Here is a 19,427-nt window from a genome sequence, read left to right as displayed (position 1 = left end):
AACTTTTTTGCAACTTGAAAACTTTTCATTCCTGATTGTGCTTGTTTAAGCATGGGTGGTTCGTTAGAAAATTATAACATGTATCAATGGCAAAAAAGGAGAATATATTTAGTTATAGATTCAAATTTTAGGAGGATTTTTATGTGTGGAATAGCGGGCTGGGTTAACTTTGATATGGACTTATCACTCCAAAATGAAGTAATCGAAAAAATGACTAATACTCTTAAAAAAAGAGGCCCTGACGGTTCGGGAGTATGGCTATCAAAGCATTGTGTTTTGGGTCACCGCCGTTTAATTGTTATAGATCCACAAGGCGGAATTCAACCAATGATAAAAAAATACGGTGAAAAAAATTTTGTCATCATCCACAATGGAGAACTCTACAATATGGATGAATTAAAAAACGAACTCATATCTTTAGGATATACTTTTAATACCCGTTCAGATACTGAAATTATCTTGACATCTTATATAGAATGGGGTCCTTTATGTGTTAAAAAATTTAATGGAATATTTGCTTTTGCAATATGGGATGAAGTACAAAATAGGCTTTTTATTGCCAGGGACCATCTCGGAATAAAGCCACTATTTTATACCATTAAAAACGGATCTTTGATATTTGGTTCAGAGATCAAAGCAATATTAGCACATCCTCATGTAAAACCAGAGATAGACTCACAAGGTCTTGCAGAAATATTTGTAATGGGACCTTCAAGAACTCCCGGATGTGGTGTCTTTAAAGACATTAAAGAATTAAAAGCCGGACATTACCTCATATTTACCAAAAATGGAGTAAACATAAGCAAATACTGGTCATTACAAAGTCTTCCCCATGAAGATAGCCTTGAGAAAACGGCGGAAAAAATAAGGTATCTCCTTAAAGACTCATCAGTAAGACAACTTGTTTCAGACGTACCTTTATGTTCATTGCTCTCAGGTGGACTTGATTCAACTGCTGTATCTTTCTTCGCAAATGAAGAATTAAAACAAAAAGGTCATAAACTTATAACATATTCTGTAGATTATGTAAGTAATGATAAATATTTTACGCCAAACGAATTTCAACCAAACTCTGACGCAGACTGGGTAAAATTTGTTGCAAATAAACTTGACACAGACCATAACTATGTATTTATAGACAATGAAGAACTCGCACATGCTCTAAAGCCAGCCTTATACGCTCGAGACCTTCCTGGTATGGCAGATATAGACTCATCTTTATATCTATTTTTAAAAGAAGTAAAAAAAGGAGCAACAGTCGCCCTATCAGGAGAAGGTGCTGATGAAGTTTTTGGAGGTTATCCCTGGTTTAGAAATAAGGAATCAATTGGAAGTCACACATTCCCATGGACAAGAATGGTTAATGAACGCATGAAATTGCTTCTGCCAGAAGTTGTTAATTACATAAGGCCTTTAGAATATCTAAATGATAGATATAACGAAGCTTTAAATGAAGTGCCAAAGCTTAATGGAGAAGACCCCAAAAATACCCGAATGAGGGAAATGTTTTACCTTAACATAACAAGATTTATGCCTATGCTTCTTGACAGAATGGATAGAATGAGTATGGCAGTAGGCTTAGAAGCAAGAGTACCTTTTTTAGATTACAGACTTGTAGAATATGTATGGAACATACCGTGGGAAATGAAAAATTTAAACAACAGAGAAAAAGGAATACTTAGGTATGCTCTAAAAGGTTACATCCCTATTGAGGTAATTGAAAGAAAAAAGAGTCCCTACCCTAAAACACACAATCCTGTATTTAAAAACATCGTTAAAAAATGGCTAAAACAAATAATTAACGACAGTACATCCCCACTTTTGCAACTTGTAGATAAAAATAAAATTGCAGAACTTATAGAAACAGATGCAAAAGCCTATGACCCTGCCTGGTTTTCACAGCTTATGGGTTCCCCACAGCTTTTTGCTTACCTCGTACAAATAAATATGTGGTTGAAAGATTATAAAATTTCTATAGTGTAAATAATATACTAACCGTTTAAACTGATAACAACCCCACTTTTATATATAGAAAACGTGGTGGTTGACCTTATATTTGGATGTATTTGTAATCTGATGAATAAATATTGAACTTGACACCTTTAAGCCAGGGTATGATTCCTGAGGTGTCAAGTCCTCTTTAAATAAATAAGCACTACTTCTTTTTCACCTTAATACTTTTAAACCCTCCTTACAAAACTAAATTTTTGACATTATCTTTTTGTATTTCTTGATATTCGTTCATAGATAAAACGGACAAGCCGTTTATATTTACCTTTGACACAGCATTTAATGCCGCTTTTATAGTATCTATAGATGTAAAAAGAGGAATTCTATATTCTACCGCGGTTCTTCTTAGTTTAAATCCTGCATTATCAGGTTTTTTCCCTTTTGTTGGTGTATTCACTACAGCATCAAAATATCCATTCTTCAGCAATTTTATTGCATGATCAAGAGACATAATATTTGCATGAATCCCCATCAAACTGAAATACTTTCCAGTCCTGTAGGTTGCATATATTTCATACCCCAAGCTCTGCAATTTTTCTACTAAAGATACTGCTTCTTGAAAATCTCTTTCCGCTATTGAAAGAAGGATTTTCCCTTTTTTAGGTATTTTAAGACCTGCTCCTTCTAAAGCTTTGTAAAGTGCTCCTTCATAGCTTAAATCTATACCCATTATTTCTCCAGTTGATTTCATTTCAGGACTTAATGAAACTTCAACATCTGTCAATTTTTCCATGGAAAATACAGGAGCTTTTACAACTGTATATGGGGTCTGCGGCCATAAACCGCCTTTATAACCTAACTCTTTTAGCTTTTTGCCTAAGGCCACTTCTACTGCCAGTTTCACCATAGGTACACCTGTTGCTTTGCTCATAATAGGTACAGTACGTGAAGCTCTGGGGTTTACTTCTAACACGTATACAGTACCTTCTTTTACAGCAAATTGAATATTTATAAGTCCTTTTATGTTTAAAGCTTTTGAAATCTTTTCTGTGTATTCGATAATAGTGTTTATCTCCCGTTCAGTCAAATTTCTTGCAGGATATATTGAGAAACTATCTCCTGAATGCACCCCGGTTCTTTCTATATGTTCCATTATTCCAGGTATTAATACACATTCGCCATCTGATACTGCGTCAACTTCTACTTCTCTTCCATCTATATACTTATCTATTAAAACAGGTTTGCCTGGAGATACTTCTGTCGCATGTTTCACATAGTCAATCAGTTCTTGGAGTGTGTTAACTTTTTCCATAGACTGACCACCTATAACATAGGAAGGCCTTACAAGAAGTGGAAATCCAAGTTTTAAGGCTATATCTTTTGCATCTTCTACTGTTAATGCATATCCTCCTTTAGGTTGATTGATATTTAATTCTTTTAAAAGTTTTGAGAATTTTTCTCTGTCCTCACTTATGTCAATACTTTTAAAAGAGGTTCCTAATATTTTTACTCCATTTTTAACTAGCTCTTCTGTAAGATTAATCGCCGTCTGTCCACCAAACATTACCATTACACCCAGTGGTTTTTCCTTTTCATAGATGTTTAAAACATCCTCCAATGTAATAGGCTCAAAATACAATCTGTCTCCCGTGTCAAAGTCCGTGCTGACAGTTTCAGGATTGTTGTTTATTATGATAGATTTAATCCCAGCTTCTTTCAAAGCCCATAAAGCTTTCACAGAGCAATAATCAAATTCAATCCCCTGACCAATTCTTATAGGACCAGAACCTATTACAATTACCTTTGGTATATCATGGGTCTCAACTTCGTCTTCTTCGCCATAAGTTGAATATATATATTGTGTAACTGATTCAAATTCCGCTGCACAGGTATCTACCATTTTATATGAAGGGTATATGCCATATTTTTTCCTCAATGTTCTCACATCTTCTTCTTTAATTCCCTTTATCGTTGCAATCTCTCTATCTGAAAAGCCCATTCTCTTTGCTTTTTTAAGAATTTCTTTACTTAGCTCATTTTCTTCTATTTCCTTTTCCATATTTACAATATTTGAAAGCTTATTCAAAAACCATTTGTCTATTTTTGTAACGTCGTTAATATAATTAATGTCTATATCGCGGCGAAGAGCTTCTGCTATATAAAACAGCCTCATATCATTAGGCACTGAAATGCCCTCCAGTATTTCTTTTGTTCCCATGCCTCTTACACTATCTAACCTAAGACCATAAGCTTTTATCTCTAATGACCTTACGGCCTTCAAGAGGGAGGCTTCAAAAGACCTTTCTATTGCCATTACTTCTCCTGTCGCCTTCATCTGTGTACCTATTTTTCTATCAGTAGTATAAAATTTGTCAAAAGGCCATCTCGGTATTTTTGTCACAACATAATCCAGTGCAGGTTCAAAAAATGCAGTTGTTTTACCTGTTACGGGATTTTTTATTTCATCAAGTCTAAGCCCTATTGCAATTTTTGCAGCAACCTTTGCAATAGGATAACCTGTCGCTTTTGATGCCAGTGCGCTTGAACGACTAACCCTTGGGTTTACTTCTATAACGTAGTATTTATGGCTTTGGGGATCTAAAGCAAATTGGATATTACATCCACCTTCAATTTTTAAAGCCCTGATTATTTTAATGCTTGCACTTCTTAACATTTGATACTCGTAATCTGACAAAGTCTGCGCTGGCGCTACAACTATACTATCTCCTGTATGAACTCCTACTGGATCAAAATTTTCCATGCTGCAAATCGTAATGCAATTATCAGCAGCATCTCTCATTACTTCAAACTCTATTTCTTTCCATCCATACAGAGATTTTTCAACAAGTACTTCTCCAACCATACTCTTTTTAAGACCTAAGTCCACAATCGATATAAGTTCTTCGTCATTGTGGGCTATACCACCGCCTGTACCTCCGAGTGTATATGCAGGCCTTATTATCAAAGGATAACCGTAATTTTTAGCAAATTTAAGTGCATCCTCTACATTTGTGACTGTGAGACTTTCAGCAACTGGCTCTCCTATTTCCTGCATTTTTCTTTTAAAAAGTTCTCTATCTTCTGCAGTTTTTATTGACTCAAAAGAAGTTCCTAAAAGTTTTACATTGTACTTATCCAAAATTCCTGCTTCTTTGAGTTTAACAGCAAGGTTAAGCCCTGTCTGTCCTCCTAAGGTAGCAAGAATTCCATCGGGCCTTTCTTTTGCTATGATTTTTTCAACTACTTCTACAGTAGGATTTTCAATATAAACAATATCTGCTATATCAGTATCAGTCATTATGGTAGCTGGATTGTTATTTACAAGTACTACTTGTACTCCTTCTTCCTTTAAAGATTTACAGGCTTGGGTTCCTGAATAATCAAACTCCGCTGCTTGCCCTATTATAATAGGGCCTGAGCCTATTACCAGAACCTTACTAATATCCTTATACTTCGGCAAAATAAAACCTCCTTTTGTAAACCATGACTATATCCATGAATTTATCAAAAATATCTGTTGAATCACGAGGACCAGGACATGCCTCAGGATGATATTGTACAGAAAAAACTGGCAGAAACTTATGCATAATGCCTTCTACTGTTCCATCGTTTAAGTTTATGTGGGTTACAGTTATCTTGTCTTTATCTATTGACTCCTCTTCAACAGCGTATCCGTGGTTTTGAGAAGTTATATAGTCTTTATTTGTCAGCAAATCTTTAACAGGTTGATTTGCACCTCTGTGGCCAAATTTCATCTTTACTGTATTGCATCCAAGAGCAAGGGCTATTATTTGATGCCCTAAGCATATCCCCAGCACAGGTTTCATACCTATAAAGTGTTTAGTAAGTTCTATTGCATCAACTGCATCTTTAGGGTCTCCTGGTCCATTTGAAAGAAATATTGCATCGGGATTTATTTGCATAACATCATCATAACTTGCATTATAAGGAAACACATAAATGTCAAACCCAACAGAATTTAGCATCTTTAAAATACTTTTCTTTGTGCCAAGGTCAATAAAAGCAAGTTTTGGGCCAATACCCGCTATACGATATGACCTTTTTGTAGAAACTTCTTCTAAAAGATTTGTTTGGTCAAATTCTATGTCGTCGTCAGGGTTACAAGTTATAATTCCTCTCATAGTTCCATTTTCTCTAAGCTTTTTTGTCAAAGCCCTTGTATCAATTCCCGATAATACTGGTATGTTGTGCTTATCAAGATAGCTTAAAAGCGACTCCTCACTTTGGAAATTGCTGGGCTTATCGCAATATTCCCGTACCACAAATCCCCTTATATGAGGCTTTTCTGATTCAAAGTCGTATTTGTTAATACCGTAATTTCCTATTAAAGGATATGTCATGACAACTATTTGCCCTGCATAGGAAGGATCTGTTATGGCTTCTTGATAGCCTGTCATCCCTGTAGTAAAAACAACTTCTCCATATCCTTTTTTGTTTTTGCTTATTAACTCACCTTCAAATATACTTCCATCCTCAAGTTTTAAATAACCTTTCATACCAACACACCTCTTCACAAAGTATATCCCACAGTATTATTCTCGCTGTATTTATAAAGTTTCTAAATTTTCCTACATTTATTTGAAGTTCTTTTATTAAAGTTCTATGCATATCGTTTCATAAATATATATGCAACTTTTTTTATAATTATACATTCAAGGGTAAAAAAATAATTCTCTTGAGTCGTTAATCTAGTCTATCGTTCTGATTTAACTTTTATTTATTCCAGTTAATCTAGCTAATATTATACCATCTCAAAAAAATTTTTCAAGAGTGTTTCATAAAAAGTAGCCCTAGGTAAACCCATATTCTCCACCAAAATTATCTCTTATAAGTCAGTAAAAAGAGTTTGCTTTTCTGACTTTTTCTTGAAATTCCCCAAGAAAGAACGTTCTGAATAAGAATACATGGAATAAAATTATTAATTTAATATGTGTTTTCCTATTCATCCTTTTCCCATTATAAGGTTTAAAGAAATTAGTTAAGTCTATATAACTGTGGAAAAAGGCTTCGCATTACAAACATGTTAGAGCGCCTGAATGAAGAAGTTTGTTGTCGTGAAAGAGTTATAAGAATATTCCCGAGTCGAAAACCTGGCATTCATCTAATAGGCGTATTGTTAATGAAACAAGATAATAGAAATTGCACTTTTAATTTGTTTGCTACCTGCTCAATTTAAGTTTAATATTTAAACTCAATTCCAAAAGGCTTTAGTGCCCTTGGCAGGACGCCATGCACATACGCAATCATAACCCCATAGTTTGTAATTAGTACGCCATAGCTTTTTGCAAGCTCTATTCTATAAAGCATTTCACGTCTTGTTATCATGCACCCCCCACAGTGAACAATAAGGGCATATTTTGAAAGGTCTTTCTTATAGCCATAACCCGATACCCATTCAAAGTTTATATCAAAACCTGCAATTTGTCTAATCCAGCGAGGGATTTTCACAGTACCAATATCATCCGATTGTCTGTGATGAGTGCATGCTTCTGCAATCAAAACCGTATCGGAGGGTTTTAGGTTTTTTATCTTCTTTACACCCTCGACAAACTCAAACAGGTCGCCTTTATACCTTGCAAAAAGTATGGAAAATGATGTCATAGGGATATCAGGTGGTGTGTCGGCATCAACCTTCAAAAATGCCTGTGAGTCTGTAACCACAATTGCGGGTTTTTTGCCTAAATTCTCCAAAGTTTCTTTTAGCTCATACTCCTTTGTCACAATTGCAATTGCATCGCTGTCTAATATATCTCGTATGGTCTGTTGCTGAGGCAAAATCAGCCTTCCTTTTGGCGCAGCCTTGTCGATTGGTACGACCAAAATAACGAAGTCACCGGGGTTTATCAAATCCCCCACTATACGCAAATCCTCGCCAACATCTGGCACAGACCTTGCTATTTCGTTTTTAAGCTCCTCAATACCTTTTAATGTAGCACATGAAACTGGTAAGAACTTGATACCTAAGGTTGATTGCAGGTAGGAGAGTTTTTCTTTATAGTCTTTGTCTAAGTCTATCTTATTCAAAACCCCAATGCTCGGCACTTTTTTCTCTCTAAAAAGCTTTATAAGCTGCTTTTCAAAATTCAAATCGTCTATTTCAGAGACAACCAAAATGGCAATGTCTGTCCTGTTTAAAACCTCAAGTGTTTTTTCAACTCTGAGTTTTCCAAGCTCACCCACATCATCAATTCCAGCTGTATCAACCAAAACAACAGGTCCCAATGGTAAAATCTCCATTGATTTGTAAACAGGATCGGTTGTCGTGCCAGGCGTTGGGGATACAATCGCAATAGGTTGATTTGTTATTGCATTAATCAAACTTGATTTTCCAGCATTTCTTTTTCCAAATATTGCTATATGAAGCCTTTCACTTCGCGGTGTTGTGTTCATCTTTTTCAGCCCTTTCAAAATTTTTTACTCTTTAAACTTTACAAATTCAAAAGGATTTAGTAGTGCTTCAGCCTCATTCTCATTTAAGATCTTCAATTCCTTTACCACCTCAATTATTTCCTTATTCTCGGCAATGGCTTTTTTAGCAATTTCACTTGCCTTGTCATACCCTATTTTATCAATCAATGCAGCGGCAATAGAAGGTGTCTTTTTGGCAAACTCAAGACATCTTTCTTTGTTTGCTGTTATTCCATCAATGCACTGTTTTCTGAATATCCTGATTCCGTTTTTGAGAATTTTGAGGCTTTCAAGCAAATTGTTTGCAATTAAAGGCAAGAATGCATTTAGCTCAAGCTGACCTGCTTGGGCTGCTAAGGTTATTGCAACATCATTTGACATAACCTGGAATGATATGGTGTTTATAAGTTCAGGTATGACAGGATTTACTTTACCAGGCATAATGCTTGAACCTGCTTGTGCAGCAGGTAAGTTTATCTCGTTTAAACCCGTGTTTGGACCAGATGATAAGAGCCTTAAGTCATTTGCAATTTTTGATAGATTCACCGCCAAGGCTTTTAAAAGACCCGAGCATTCCACAAATACATCTGCATTTTGTGTTGCATCCATGAGGTAATCAGACCGAGCCAAGCCTATTTTAGTAAAATCGCGCAAAAGTTCTATCACTTTAAACATATATTTTAAGCTTGCATTCACTCCTGTTCCAAAGAAATCTTTTTCAATACGCGGCATATCGTGATTTTCTCCTTTTTCATCAATTCTTGTGAGTAATAAGCTTTTAGGTTTAATTAACTTTCTCTCACCCTTTTTATTTTTTCTCAAAAAGATATTTACTTCTTTCTTTTGGAACATACATAGGATAATTGCCATCAAAGCAACCTGTGCAAATAGATTTAAGTCCTACACTTTTTATAAGCCCTTCAATACTTAAAAACTGTAGGCTGTCAGCTCCTATTAATTTGCACATCTCTTCAACTGACATCCTCGCCGCTATCAGTTCTTTTTTTGTCGGGGTATCAATTCCAAAGTAGCAAGAATATTTAACAGGGGGTGAACTTATCCTAACATGGACTTCTTTTGCTCCTCCATTTTTTAGTAGACTCACTAATCTTTTCATAGTTGTGCCTCTAACAATTGAATCATCTATTAAAACTATCCTTTTGCCTTGAACCAATTCTTTTAAGACATTTAGCTTTATCCTCACGCCTGTCTCTCTATCCCTTTGGTCGGGAGCAATAAAAGTCCTTCCAATGTATTTATTTTTTATAAGTCCCTCACCCATTGGTATACCTGTTTTGAGAGAGTAACCTCTTGCAGCGGCAATGCCTGAATCTGGAACTGGTACTACCAAGTCTGCATCTACAGGTGCTTCTTCAGCTAATCTTTTGCCCATCTCCAATCGTGTAAAATAAACACTTTTTCCATCTATGACACTGTCAGGTCTAGCAAAATAGATGTATTCGAAAACACAAGGCATCTTTTTTTCTTCTACTTCTAACTTAACAGACTCTATTCCTTTTCCATCAATTATAACTATTTCTCCTGCTTCTACATCTCGTATCAACTCTGCTCCTATTACGTCAAAAGCACAAGACTCAGAAGATAAGAAATAAGTGTCATCTTTTTTACCTATGCAAAGAGGCCTTATACTGTTTACGTCTCTTATCCCTATTAATTTATTGTCTGTTAAAATCACCAAAGCATATGAACCTTTTATTTGTTTCATTGTTTCTAAAAGAGCTCCGATTAAGTTTTCTTGAAAATTTTTTGCAATTAGATGGAGAATTATTTCACTATCAGTTGTAGTTTGAAATATTCTACCATCCTCCTCCAATAGGCATCTTAACTCTTCTGCGTTTATCAAATTGCCATTATGGGCAAGAGCCATATATTTGTTTTTAAAATTAGCAACGAGGGGTTGAGCATTTATAATGTTATTGCTGCCTGTAGTAGAATACCTTACATGGCCTATCCCCATTTTCCCCTCTAATGTCTTTAAATTCTCCTTATTAAAGACCTCGCTGACAAGTCCCAACCCCTTAATACAATTTATTTTTTCGCCATTATAAATAGCTATACCTGAACTTTCCTGCCCTCTGTGCTGCAAGGCTTGTAAGCCATAATAGATATAAGAAGTAACTGAAGTGGACAAACTAAAGGCACCAAAAACACCACATTCCTCTTTTAATTTCTCTCCATTTCCCATTTTATTCTCCCTCTCCAGCTTTCCTCTAAGACTTCTAAAGGAAGGTCTATTATTCTTTTGCCATTTACATCAATTACAATATCTTTACCCTCTACAACTCCTACTTTTTGCGCTGGAACTTGGTGTTCATAAGCTATTTTTAACACTTCATCTACTTTTTCAGGACTTACAGTAATTAATGCTCTCGATTGAGATTCAGAGAACAACTCTATATCTGCTCTCAGAGAAGTTTGTAGCGAAATTTTTGCACCTTTTTTGCCTGAAATTGCACTTTCAACCAAGGCAGCCGCAAAACCGCCCTCTGATATGTCATGAGAAGAGTTAATTAAGCCTTCATCAATAAGTTTTAGCACCAATTCTTGCAATCTTTTTTCCTTTTCCAAGTCTATTTGAGGTGGTTGCCCTTTTACCATTCCAAAGCAAACTTTAAGATACTCACTTCCTCCAATCTCTCCTTTATTCTCACCTAAAATTATAATTACATCTCTTTCTTTTTTAAAGTCCATTGTACAGATTTTTGATACATCCTCTATAAGGCCTGCCATTCCTATTACAGGAGTAGGATAAATGGCCTCTCCCTCATTTTCATTGTAAAGACTGACATTTCCGCTTACCACAGGGATTTGAAAAGTTTCGCAGGCTTTAGCTATTCCAAATATAGAATTTTTTAACTGCCAATATATTTCTTTCTTTTCTGGATTGCCAAAATTCAAACAATCTGTAACCCCTATAGGCTTAGCACCAACCATACAAAGATTTCGAGCTGCCTCTGCTACAGCAATTTGAGAACCTATATAGGGATCTAAATAACAATACCTACCATTGCAATCCGTTGTTAATGCAATAGCTTTTCTTGTACCTTTTATCCTCACAACAGCCGCATCCATTCCTGGAGTTATTACTGTGTCTGTCCTCACCATATAATCATATTGACTGTATATCCATTCTTTACTTGCAATATTTAAAGAAGAAATTACATCTTTTAGAACTTTATTCATATCCTCTGGAGGTTTTACTTCATTTATATCCAATTTCTTGACCTCTTCTTGCCATTTAGGCACTTCTTCTTCTCTCACATATTGTGGAGCATCTTCCGTTAAAGACTTGGCTGGAACTTCCGCAACTATTTTTCCATCTTTAATCACTCTTATCATTCCATCATCAGTGATTTTCCCTATTGTGGCGGCATTCAGTCCCCATTTTTTAAATATCTTTTGCACATCTTCTTCCTTGCCTTTCTTTACTACAACCAACATCCTCTCTTGAGATTCAGAAAGCATTATTTCATAAGGTGTCATTCCCTCTTCTCTCAAAGGCACTTTATCAAGGTCAATCTCCATTCCAACTCCACCGCGGGAAGCCATCTCGCAAGAAGAAGAGGTAAGACCTGCCGCTCCCATATCTTGTATAGCAACTACGGCATCTGTTTCAAAAAGTTCTAAACAAGCCTCTAAAAGCAGTTTTTCCATAAATGGGTCACCAACTTGAACAGAAGGCCTTTTTTCTTCTGATTCCTCGCTTAACTCCTGAGAAGCAAAGCTTGCACCTCCGATACCGTCTCTCCCCGTGGTAGCACCTACTACCATAACAGGATTACCTATACCTTTTGCTATCCCTTTCTTTATTTTGTCTTTTTCCACTATTCCTACACACATCGCATTTACTAAAGGATTCCCTTTGTAACTTTCTTCAAAATAGGTATCCCCACCCACTGTAGGAATTCCTATGCAATTTCCATAATCCGCTATACCGGCTACCACGTTTTCAATGAGATATTTAGTCCTTTTATCATCAGGAATTCCAAATCTCAAAGAATCCAAAAGAGCAATCGGCCTTGCCCCCATTGTAAATATATCTCTTATTATTCCTCCAACACCTGTAGCTGCTCCTTGATAGGGTTCAATCGCAGAAGGATGGTTATGGCTTTCTATCTTCATCACAACTGCCAGATTATCTCCAATATCCAATACTCCTGCATTTTCTCCCGGTCCTTGTATTACTCTTTCGCCTTTTGTAGGTAGATATTTTAAAAGAGGTTTAGAGTTTTTATAGGAACAATGTTCAGACCACATAACACTATACATACCTAATTCAGTTATATTAGGTTCTCTTCCTAATATCGAAATAATCTTCTCATACTCCTCATCAGTAAGTCCTAATTCTCTCCATATTTTATTCATCCTTAAACCCCGCCTTTTACAAAATTATCCACTATTGACCCTAAGATATAAAGCCCGTCAGTATTACCCAGCAAGGAGTCATAAGCTCTCTCTGGATGAGGCATCATTCCTAAAACATTTCCTTTTTTATTTATAACTCCGGCTATTCTCTCGACAGAACCGTTGATATTTTCTTTGTACCTAAAAACAATTTGATTGTTTTCTTTTAGTTCTTTTAAAGTTTTGTCATCTACATAATAATTGCCTTCCCCATGAGCAATTGGAAGTAAAATCTCCTGCCCTTTTTTAAGCCTTGTAGTAAAAGGAGTTTCGTCATTTTCAACTATTATACTGACAGTCTTGCAGATAAATTTCAGCCCTTCATTTTTTCTCAATGCTCCCGGCAAAAGCCCTGCTTCTGTAAGTATCTGAAATCCGTTGCATATGCCTATAATAAATTTTCCTTTTTCTGCTTCTTCTCTGACAGCCTCCATAACAGGCGAAAACCTAGCAATAGCTCCTGCCCTCAAATAATCACCATAAGAAAATCCTCCTGGTAACATTATAACATCGTACTTACTCAAATTTTTTTCTTGATGCCACACATATTCTACTTCTTCCCCAAGCCCATCTTTAACAGCATAATAGCAGTCTACATCGCAATTGGACCCTGGAAAAACTATAACAGCAAATTTCATCTTTATCCCTCCACAATTTCAAAGGTGTAATCTTCAATAATTGGGTTTGTCAGTATCCTTTTGCACATCTCATCTACTTTGTCCTTTAGGAGGGATAAATCGCCATCCTCAAAAGTTAATTCTATATATTTCCCAACCCGCACTTCTTTTACTTCTTCGTATCCTAATGAGTGCAAAGCTCCCTTTACTGCTTTTCCTTGAGGGTCAAGTATTCCTTTTTTTAAAGTTATATAGACTTTCGCAATTAGCACTTCACATACCTCCAAGTCTTTTCAAAATTTCTAAATATGCTTTCTTCTACTTTGCCCAAATTTCTTTTAAGACCCCAATTAGATAAGTACTAATTGGGTTCTTATTTTCACTCTGATAAAGTTATAAATCTTAATATGAATAAAATTGCAAGAAAATAAACCATTGGATGAATTTCTTTTGCTTTTTTTGATGCAATTTTTACAATAGGATATGCAATAAGACCTGCAGCAATACCATTGGCAATGCTAAAAGTGAAAGGCATAGCAATTATAGTAAGAAAAGCTGGCATAGCCTCTGTAAAATCTTCAAAATTTATCTTCTTAATAGAACCCATCATCAAAACTCCAACAATAATAAGAGCAGGAGCAGTTGCCTCTGTAGGAACAAGTAAAGCTATTGGTGAGAAAAACAATGCTGCCAAGAACAAAATACCTGTCACAAAAGCAGTAAGTCCCGTTCTACCACCTTCTGCAATACCTGCAGCACTCTCAACGTAAGTAGTCACAGTAGAAGTTCCCAAAAGTGACCCTATCGTGGTGGCAATAGCATCCGCCATTAGTCCTTTTTTCATATTAGGCATTTTGCCATTTTCATCTAACATTCCTGCTTTTGATCCTGTTCCTATAAAGGTCCCTATGGTATCAAATAAATCTACAAAAGCAAACGACAACACTACATATAGCACACTTGTAACTAAAGAAATAAAGCCGATATTCTCACCAATTCCCAAAAGCCCTTTTATATCAAGTTTAAGAAATGTTGGTGCAAGACTTGGTGGCATTTTAATTACACTAAAATCAGAAGGTAATTTCACTATTCCAGTAAAAAGTCCCAATACTGTAGTAATTAATATTCCAAGAAGTATAGATCCTTTGATATTTCTCGACATTAATATGGCTGTTATAAAAAGTCCCGCAATGGCAAGAAGTGTCCCAGGATTAGTCAAATCGCCAAATCCAATGTAAGTTGCTTGATTTGCCACGATTATACCAGCATTTTTAAGTCCAATAAAAGCTATAAATAAACCTATTCCTCCACTTACTGCATATTTTAAAGACATAGGTATAGCATCGACAATCATTTCCCGTATTCCAAACAAAGTAATCAAAATAAATATAATTCCTGAAAAGAAAACTGCAGCTAAAGCCTCTTGCCAACTGTATCCCATTGTTAAAACGACAGTATAAGTAAAGAAAGCGTTAAGTCCCATACCTGGAGCTTGTGCAAATGGGTAATTAGCATAAAAAGCCATCATGAAAGTTCCAATAGCCGCTGAAAGACAAGTAGCTACAAATACCGCTCCTGCGTCCATCCCTGCTTCTTTTAGTATAATGGGATTCACAAACATAATATAAGCCATTGTTATAAACGTGGTAATCCCAGCTAATATCTCTGTTTTTACATTGGTATTATAATTTTCTAACCTCCATATCCTATTTGCTAGATTTTCTAAAAAATTTTTGTTCCTCACTTTACTCACCTTTTCCATCATAATCCTCCTGTTCCATATTATTTTTATTTTGCAACTTCTACGACAATTTAAAACAAAAAGCCCGCAAACAATAGATTTCGCAAATTAAACACGAGTGAAACCTATCCTTCCGGGCTTTTGTCCCTAAGGTGTGGTATATAAAAAAATAAAAATATACCTGTACCGCTCGGTCCGAACACCTATAAATAGGCTGGAACCCTAGGTACACTTTCACTCATAGTCGAACAATTTACGGTTGTTCGGTAGAGACTCTCAGGCCATATTCTCGAGATTATATGAGTGCTTTTTATTCAATTGTCACATTTATATCTTATCAACTTTTTTAATATTAGTCAACCTTATTTGCGAATTTTTTTATAAAAAACTAAATTAATGTTCGGATTTAGCCATCATTCTATAGACAAACAGTAAAAGTCAAGTAAGTAAGTAAAAAATTTTCAAGGCATTTGGAGGGCAAAAAGGTAGCGAACCTGTAAAATATTAACATACTAAAAGGGTATGAGGTCACTTCTCCTCATACCCTTTTAGTATGTTTTCTCCTGGCTTTATTAATACTCTTCTGTCAAAATAGAAAATTTCTATAGGTTCTCCTTCCAAAAGTGTAAATACTGATTCTTCATGAGTTAATTTTACATTTATCTTTCTTCCTTTGTACTTTACATTAAAAGAGAGCATCTTCCATCCCTCAGGCAGTCCTGGAGTAAAGTGCAGTTCATCTGTATAAACTCTCATTCCTCCAAAACCATTTACAACGGCACTCCAGGACCCTGCCATTGCTGCAGCATGAATTCCATCTTTTACATTGTCATTGTAATCATCCAAGTCCATCCTTGCAGTCATCATAAAGTATTTATAAGCTTTGTCAGTATACCCTATTTCATTGGCAAGTATACTAAATATTGCTGGCGACAGGGAAGAGTCGTGAGTAGTAATAGGTTCATAATAATCAAAATTCTTTTTAAGCTGTTCTATAGTAAATTTTTCTCTCTGTAAAAACATCAAAAGCAACACATCAGGCTGTTTGCAAATCTGATACCTGTAAATGTTGAGGTAGTGCCAGTGAAGTAATAACGGAAATTGATCTTCCGGTATTTCATCCACTGTTATCCTTTCTTTATACAAAAAACTGTCATCCTGTGGTATAATATCAAGCTCTTCCGAGTAAGGAAGGTACATATTGTCAGCTGCCCTTTTCCACGAAGCAATCTCTTCATCCTTTAGATTTAGTTTTGAAGCGACCTTTTGATACTTTTCAGGCACTTCCTTTTTCATTTTGTTTGCAATATCATAGGCGTATTCCAAATTCATTTTTGCCATATAATTTGTATATGCGTTATTATCAACCAATGCCGTATACTCATCAGGACCAGTGACAGTGTTTATACAGAATTTATTTCCTTTAAGAGGAATATACGCTCCTAAATCTTCCCAAAACCTTGCAGTTTCAAATACTATTTCACAGCCGTAGTCATAGAGAAAATCCAAATCATTCGTGGCCTCCACATACCTTTTTAAAGCATAAACTATATCAGCATTTATGTGATATTGAGCAGTTCCAGCAGGAAAGTATGCAGAACATTCAGGTCCATCAATTGTCCTCCAGGGGTATAAAGCTCCTTTATGCCCCAACTCTTTAGCCCTATTTCTCGCAGCATCTAAGAGGTTATATCTATACATTATTAAAGCTTTTGCAATTTCTGGCTTCGTGTAAAGGAAAAAAGGCAATATATAAATATCAGAATCCCAAAAGTAATGGCCTTCATACCCTTCCCCAGTAAGTCCCTTTGCTGCAATATTAGTTTTTCCGTCTCTACCGACAGACTGCAAAAGGTGAAACATATTAAATCTTATACCCTGCTGCAGAGCCTTATCTCCTTCTATTACTACATCGGCATCTTCCCAGAAAGATTGCAAAAATTCTTCCTGCTCTTTTTCTATTTTGCAAAATCCATCTTCTTGTGCTCTTCTCACTTCTTCTAAGGCCAATTTCATTGTTTCACTTTTGTCGCAATCTTTTGAGGTATAATAAGATATAAATTTATTCAGAATGTATACCCTGTTCTTCTCAGCTTTAAAAGCTACTGCAACCTCTACCCTATCTTCTTTTATGCTGTTCAAAACCTCGTATTTTTCTGTCCCAATGAGTTCATTTTTCATTGCGCAAGTATATGAAAGGTTGCTTTTTTGTGTTTTTTGAGAAATCCATCCCTCAAAGTCATTTGCTCCTCTTTCAACGGTCTCTAAAACTCTCCCCTTCAGATTTGAACCCACTCTTACATCTTCGCTCTCAGTAATGTTCCTCACATCTCCATCAATAGCAGATACAAATTTTATATTTCCCGTAAAATTAACAGGTTCTACAGAAAAAGAAATTACTGCTAAATGTTGCCTTTGCAATGAAACAATTCTCTTTATTTTTACATTTACAATCTTTCCTGAAGGAGACTCCCACTTTATCTTTCTTTCTACACAACCTTTTTTCATATCAAGTACTCTTTCATAAAAGTGGATTTTACCTTTTAAAAGGTCAAATTTTTCTTCTCCTACGTACAATTCTATTATTTTGCTGTCAGCCACATTTAACATGGTCTGCCCTGTTTTCGCAAAACCGTATCCCCCTTCAGGGTAGACGATATCGTGTATTTCATAAAACCCATTAATATAAGTCCCTTTTAAGGAAGTACCGTCAGGTCCTGAATACCCTTCTTCAAAATTTCCTCTCATTCCCATATATCCATTCGCCTGAGCAAAAATTGTCTCATTTCTATAGTTTGTTTCTATGCTAAACTCTGTCTCCCTTATTGTCCAATCTTCAAAAGGGTAAATGGGCTTCTTCGTCTTTTTCACCATATCCATCCTCCACTCTTACTTTATTCAAAATTTGAGTCGGAAACAAAGCCGTTTCCGACTCAAATTTAAAACATTTTTACTTGCTTTCTGCAGCTTTCTTAGCTTCTTCTATCATGTTGTGGTATTTATCAAGAGTTGTCTTGATATCTTTGCCTTCAAATATTATTTCTCTCAATGCTCCATTTATAGCTTTGTCCACATCAGCCCAGTATACAAGGTTTGGCCTTGGTTCTGCATGTTTTAAAGCCTCATTTATAGCTTCAAAATATGGTTTTTGCCACTCTGCAACCTTCCCATAAGCGTCACTTCTCATTGAAGGCCATCCTAATTTAGTGACAAGTTTCTCTTGGACTTCTTTACTCATAAGGTATTCCATAAATTTCATAGCCATCTCTTTATTAGGTGAACCAGTTGGTATTCCTATAACCTCTCCTCCCAAAACGTTGGAGGTTTTAACCGGCCCTGCCCAACCAGGATATGCCAAGATGTTCTCTTTCCCATACTTCTCTACAAGAACGTTTGCAGTGTAAGGCCAATTTCGAACCAAATATACGGTCTCTTTTGCAAGATATTCTACAGGTGTATTCCAGTCAGCTTTCTTTGAGTCAGGTGAAAGATAGGGATATATTTCCCTTAAGAACTCAAATGCTTTTATTGAACCTTCATCATTCAATACTGTTGGATCACCGCCAGCAGACCTTATAAGGTCAAACATGTGAACGGTACTATCAGGCCCTAAATTTAGTTTAATTATGACTCTGCCTATACCCTCTTTTTCTTTAAAAGTTTTTGCAATCTCCAAAAGCTCATCCCAATTTGTAGGTAGTTTTAAACCGTATTCGTTGAATTTATCTTTGTTGTAGAAAGCTATTTCTACATTTGGTCTATACGGCATAAAGTACAACTTTCCATCAAACTCTCCTACTGGCACAAGACTTGGTATTACTTCCTTTGGTATCATGTCTCTGTACTGAGACAAATCTTCCACAAGCCCTTTTGCTACAAGCGGAGCAAGTTGCATATTATCTTGTGTTATAATGTCTATATCCATCGCATTTGCTTTGTGCATAGCCTCTAATTTTGGAATAAGGTCTCCTGCTTCAATTTGAAGAGGTTCAATTTTTACACCATACTTTTCCTCAAAGGGCGGGAAAATATGCTCTTTCATCACTTCCCACTCTACTTCTCCAAGTCCCATTGAAACTTTCAAAACTTTTTTTCTTGCTTCTGATTGACTACTGCCACCCCCACAGCCAGCAATTAGTGTTCCCACAAGTGATACAATAACTAGGATTGCTATTAATTTGGCATAAAACTTCCTCATAATTTTGAAAAACCTCCTCCTTAAATTTTAATTTTTATATACAGTATCCGAGAAGCTCGGATACGTA

Annotated in this window: 13 protein-coding genes, 1 pseudogene and 1 riboswitch; of the genes and pseudogenes, 2 read left to right on the top strand and 12 right to left on the bottom strand. The window is 35.9% G+C overall.

Features of this window, described 5'->3' with window-relative positions; translation table 11 throughout:
• Positions 1 to 141 precede the first annotated feature (141 nt).
• Positions 142 to 1,983, top strand: coding sequence for an asparagine synthase (glutamine-hydrolyzing) (gene asnB / locus EV203_RS02785; RefSeq protein ID WP_132039093.1), 1,842 nt, complete (start codon positions 142 to 144; stop codon positions 1,981 to 1,983).
• Positions 1,984 to 2,191: 208 nt separating this feature from the next.
• Here the strand turns inward: asnB and carB are convergent, their stop codons facing one another.
• The 3 genes from carB to EV203_RS14025 are packed head-to-tail and all read right to left on the bottom strand — an operon-like array spanning position 2,192 to position 6,579.
• Complete coding sequence (gene carB, locus EV203_RS02780) at positions 2,192 to 5,410, bottom strand: carbamoyl-phosphate synthase (glutamine-hydrolyzing) large subunit (RefSeq protein ID WP_132039092.1); 3,219 nt, start codon at positions 5,408 to 5,410, stop codon at positions 2,192 to 2,194.
• Positions 5,397 to 6,467: a glutamine-hydrolyzing carbamoyl-phosphate synthase small subunit gene (locus EV203_RS02775; protein ID WP_132039091.1), complete on the bottom strand. Its 1,071-nt coding sequence runs from the start codon at positions 6,465 to 6,467 to the stop codon at positions 5,397 to 5,399. Before EV203_RS02775 ends, carB begins: the two co-directional genes overlap by 14 nt.
• Positions 6,445 to 6,579: a hypothetical protein gene (locus EV203_RS14025; RefSeq protein WP_279432245.1), complete on the bottom strand. Its 135-nt coding sequence runs from the start codon at positions 6,577 to 6,579 to the stop codon at positions 6,445 to 6,447. Before EV203_RS14025 ends, EV203_RS02775 begins: the two co-directional genes overlap by 23 nt.
• A 391-nt stretch (positions 6,580 to 6,970) precedes the next feature.
• On the opposite strand from EV203_RS14025, the pseudogene EV203_RS02770 reads away from it, so the two are divergent.
• Positions 6,971 to 7,093 (top strand): annotated as a pseudogene (locus EV203_RS02770) (transposase); the annotation flags it as partial.
• Between the two features lie 56 nt (positions 7,094 to 7,149).
• On the opposite strand, the gene hydF reads toward EV203_RS02770, so the two are convergent.
• The 9 genes from hydF to EV203_RS02725 form a co-directional block, all read right to left on the bottom strand.
• Positions 7,150 to 8,361 carry a [FeFe] hydrogenase H-cluster maturation GTPase HydF gene (gene hydF, locus EV203_RS02765; protein WP_132039090.1) on the bottom strand — a complete coding sequence of 404 codons (1,212 nt, stop codon included), beginning with the start codon at positions 8,359 to 8,361 and terminating at the stop codon, positions 7,150 to 7,152.
• A gap of 24 nt (positions 8,362 to 8,385) precedes the next feature.
• Entirely contained in the window at positions 8,386 to 9,201 is an 816-nt protein-coding gene (locus tag EV203_RS02760; RefSeq protein ID WP_243700563.1) for a lyase family protein, read from the bottom strand.
• Positions 9,188 to 10,585 carry an amidophosphoribosyltransferase gene (gene purF, locus EV203_RS02755; protein ID WP_132039089.1) on the bottom strand — a complete coding sequence of 466 codons (1,398 nt, stop codon included), beginning with the start codon at positions 10,583 to 10,585 and terminating at the stop codon, positions 9,188 to 9,190. The genes EV203_RS02760 and purF overlap by 14 nt, the downstream gene beginning before the upstream one ends.
• Positions 10,564 to 12,765 carry a phosphoribosylformylglycinamidine synthase subunit PurL gene (purL, locus tag EV203_RS02750; protein ID WP_132039088.1) on the bottom strand — a complete coding sequence of 734 codons (2,202 nt, stop codon included), beginning with the start codon at positions 12,763 to 12,765 and terminating at the stop codon, positions 10,564 to 10,566. Before purL ends, purF begins: the two co-directional genes overlap by 22 nt.
• 2 nt (positions 12,766 to 12,767) lie before the next feature.
• Positions 12,768 to 13,442, bottom strand: a complete 675-nt coding sequence (gene purQ, locus EV203_RS02745) for a phosphoribosylformylglycinamidine synthase subunit PurQ (RefSeq protein WP_009610180.1) — start codon at positions 13,440 to 13,442, stop codon at positions 12,768 to 12,770.
• Between the two features lie 2 nt (positions 13,443 to 13,444).
• Positions 13,445 to 13,693, bottom strand: a complete 249-nt coding sequence (purS, locus tag EV203_RS02740) for a phosphoribosylformylglycinamidine synthase subunit PurS (protein WP_011025203.1) — start codon at positions 13,691 to 13,693, stop codon at positions 13,445 to 13,447.
• Between the two features lie 107 nt (positions 13,694 to 13,800).
• Positions 13,801 to 15,183, bottom strand: coding sequence for an NCS2 family permease (locus EV203_RS02735; protein WP_132039087.1), 1,383 nt, complete (start codon positions 15,181 to 15,183; stop codon positions 13,801 to 13,803).
• Positions 15,184 to 15,383: 200 nt separating this feature from the next.
• A riboswitch (purine riboswitch) is annotated at positions 15,384 to 15,485 on the bottom strand.
• A gap of 205 nt (positions 15,486 to 15,690) precedes the next feature.
• Entirely contained in the window at positions 15,691 to 18,036 is a 2,346-nt protein-coding gene (locus tag EV203_RS02730; RefSeq protein ID WP_132039086.1) for a glycoside hydrolase family 65 protein, read from the bottom strand.
• Between the two features lie 76 nt (positions 18,037 to 18,112).
• Positions 18,113 to 19,360, bottom strand: a complete 1,248-nt coding sequence (locus tag EV203_RS02725; RefSeq protein WP_132039085.1) for an ABC transporter substrate-binding protein — start codon at positions 19,358 to 19,360, stop codon at positions 18,113 to 18,115.
• Between the last annotated feature and the right edge of the window lie 67 nt (positions 19,361 to 19,427).

Origin of the sequence: Caldanaerobacter subterraneus (genome assembly GCF_004345675.1) — a bacterium.
Lineage (GTDB): Bacteria > Bacillota > Thermoanaerobacteria > Thermoanaerobacterales > Thermoanaerobacteraceae > Thermoanaerobacter > Thermoanaerobacter subterraneus.
The sequence above is the reverse complement of the archived record's forward strand: the minus strand, read 5'-3'. Positions and strand labels throughout refer to the sequence as shown.